This window comes from Aliterella sp. E5.1, assembly GCF_057473825.1.
This window is the reverse complement of sequence record NZ_JBYCCV010000205.1, coordinates 1-3,130: the sequence shown is the minus strand read 5'-3', so window position 1 is coordinate 3,130 and position 3,130 is coordinate 1. Positions and strand designations below refer to the sequence as shown.

2 protein-coding genes and 1 pseudogene are annotated in these 3,130 nt (G+C 46.2%); 1 reads left to right on the top strand and 2 read right to left on the bottom strand.

Annotation, left to right across the window (positions count from 1 at the left end):
* Positions 1–114 precede the first annotated feature (114 nt).
* Positions 115–555, bottom strand: a complete 441-nt coding sequence (locus AC2VE5_RS25015; RefSeq protein ID WP_486890309.1) for a hypothetical protein — start codon at positions 553–555, stop codon at positions 115–117.
* Positions 556–635: 80 nt separating this feature from the next.
* Positions 636–1,391: a hypothetical protein gene (locus AC2VE5_RS25010; RefSeq protein ID WP_486890308.1), complete on the bottom strand. Its 756-nt coding sequence runs from the start codon at positions 1,389–1,391 to the stop codon at positions 636–638.
* A gap of 171 nt (positions 1,392–1,562) precedes the next feature.
* Between AC2VE5_RS25010 and AC2VE5_RS25005 the strand changes: the two are divergent.
* Positions 1,563–2,348, top strand: a pseudogene (locus AC2VE5_RS25005) (transposase); the annotation flags it as partial.
* Positions 2,349–3,130 lie beyond the last annotated feature (782 nt).

The window sequence follows — 3,130 nt, the reverse complement described above, 5'->3', positions numbered from 1 at the left end:
GCTAAAAAGTAAAATAAGGTGTCTAGACATCTAGACACTCAAACATTTAAGCAATTAACCTATTTCTCCCTGGGGAGGTGCGGATGAAACTGTACGCAAACGGCCACCTGCCCATCAGCCAGCCCTGAGAAAGGCAAACTTAAAAGCTTGCCACAGCCACGCTAAAAACAAAATGCCGTTAGTGATAGCACCTATTGTGGCGACATCTCCCAAAGAGCCAAAAAACAGATAGAAAATTGCGGCTGTGAGCGTCCCAGAGAAAGCAGAAGCTAAAGGCGCAGCCATTTCTATCAAAGGTGGTTTTCGATCAAGAACAATTGCATTGTGGGCAAAGGCATAAACAACGCTTGAAAGAATTGCCACAAAGCAAAGCACTCCTCCCAGGAGGTAATCAAACAATTCCCAATGAGCTTCAATCATTGGGGCTGTCGCCGCGATGGTCGTTGCTTGCTGTCCGAAGGACATAGGCCGGCCTGCTGCCAATGTAATGTTAGGCAGTAATATTGCCCCAACGCCAGCGCCAAACAAGTACAACATTGATTTTGACTTTTTCATTGTTTCACCTGTACTAAGTTATTTACAAAATGGGGACCGTGCAGCTCCGCTTGAAACCGTACAAAAACGAGGGGCCATCTTCAACTCACAGCCATCAGCAGATGGATTAGCCCATCCTCTACCAAGTACACAGACTTGGGGTGATCAAGCTTGCCAAGTTGTAGTTTGATGCTTTGGCCTGAAAAGCTTCGGAGACCCTTCAGCAGCCTCATCCCATTGAATTTCCCCCCTCTAGGCAATTTGATTAAACCGTTATAGGGCAGGATCTCACTGCCATTTTCAGATTCAATCACCAGCTTTTTAGATTTAGCAATCACGTTAACCAAGGCAGGTTTAGCCTTACCCTGAACCCTGGAGATTGCCTTAATCAAAGGCTGGCGCTCACACTCGATCCAGCCCCCTTTCTCTAGTCGAATCAACTGCTTGAAGTCGGGATAATACTCACCGAGGCGATCAGCCACGATTACAGTATTTGCGACCTCAAAGGCAACCGCCTTCGGCGGGCCCAGTTTGCTCAGAGACGGCAACTCGACTGCCAAGGTCGCCGTTTCAGCCGTTAGGGGTTGATCTAACAAAGCCTTAGCCATAGCAGCCTTGATCACTACCGGAACTATCGAGTATCCCTCCTGTGTTACCTTGCTAGCCGGTAAGGTGGCCTCTGCCAATTGGTATCGGTTCATTGCCTGAATTTTGGTTGGTTCAGACTCACGCCAGATAAAGTTGATCCCAGCCCAGTTTTTGTGAAACGGATGTGAGTCAGTGGAAACAAACCCGATTACCTTCTTGAGAGCCGCTTGTAGCTGTTCTAGGTTAAATTCCACGAAAGGCAGGCTCAATTAGGGGCGGCCTCCCTAGGCCACTCTCAGGCTGAAGTGAACAGACTGTGACTGATTTGCTAGTGCCATTCATCGAAATATTCGGCGTGGAAACCCTTGGCTTAAGCCATAGGGAGGAAGCGCCGTCCTATATAAAATTACCTTGAAATCTGGATGAGTTAGAATATAGCTATGATTCAGACCCTGTCTGTAAAGTGTAAGCTGATAGTCCCTATAGAGTTGAGGCCAGAGATTGACCAAACTCTTAAGGAATTTGCTGATGCTTGCAATCAGATCCTGGAGGTAGCCAAACACGAGAACTGCTGGAATACAACCAAGCTGCATCACCAGGTTTATAGACCTGTGAGGGAGGCAACGGGGTTGAAGGCTAACCACGTTTGCCAAGCTATCCGTAGGGTGATTAGCAACGCTAAGGCTGTTAAGCAGGTTCACAAATTTAGGCCAACCTCCCTCAGCTTGGATGTGCGAACTTTTAAGTACGTTGAAGACTCCCAAAGTGTTGGAGTTACGCTTATATCTGGAAGGCGCAACTTTAGCCTTGCGATCGGTGGGTATCAGAGTGGCACTGGTAGGGGTCAATCCCCTACCAGTGCCACTCTGAACAAGTCTAAAAAGGGTGACTACTACATCAACATTGCAGTAGACATTCCCACTCAACCAACAGGTAAAACGCCTAAAGTAATTGGGGTTGACCTGGGTCGGCGGGATATTGCTGTCACCAGCACAGGCAATAGCTGGGACGGTAGCCAATTGCAAGCTACTCGTGCCAAGTTTGCTAGAGTCAGAAGCTCTGTCCAATCCAAATGCACTAAGTCTGCCAAACGGCTGCTTAGACGGCTCTCTGGGAAAGAACAGCGCTTTCAAAAGTGGATTAACCACACCATCAGTAAAGCTCTGGTCAAAGAGGCTAAAGAGTCTAACTCTGCTCTGGCTTTTGAAGACCTTAGCGGGATTAGGCAAAGAGCTAGGGTCAGGAAGCATCAACGTCGGGAGAAGTCACTTCGATACTTCTGTCTCCAGTAGGACATACAGCTTATAGATGGCCTGCTGTCTAGAGCAGTTGAAGTTCATTGTCATTTGAGAGATAGCCGCTTCTAGGGCTGTCTGAGCCTGTTCTGAGAAAGCAGATAAGTTGAGAAGTTTAGCGGCCTGCAAAAGGGTATTACTGCTCATAGTTAAAACCTCAATAGGTATAGGTAGTTTGAAAAAATTGCCTATAAAAAAGGAATTCACCAGTCCAGCGCGTTGCCCTCCTTGGAGGTGTCATCCTGTCCCGGTCTCTCGTCTGGGGGTATTTTCCAGTTCCCCTGTTGTCGAGCCAACAGCAACCTTATTTATTTGTCCTTGTCTCATCTATACCTACTATCTCACAACTCCACCTACATAGCAATAGCCAATAGATATGGATAGCTAATAGGTAGACATAGATTGATAGTTGCTGAAAACCTTTTCACGCAAGCATTACAGCTATTATTCTCGAAGTTAAGCTATACCTACCCATAACTAAAATTGATTAGATACAGATTGCTTATGCATAGATGATTTAGGTGGAGTTGATATTAGATATTTAATAGTTGTAGACATAGATAGATAAGAAATAGGTATAGTTTGAGGGTATTTAGACATAGATAGGTAGATCTGGCCCCACTCCTCTAAATGGCTGAAACCCTTACATAGAGGGAGTTTAACGCCTTTTACTCCAACAGCGATCGCAGTGATCCCCATCTATATCTATACCT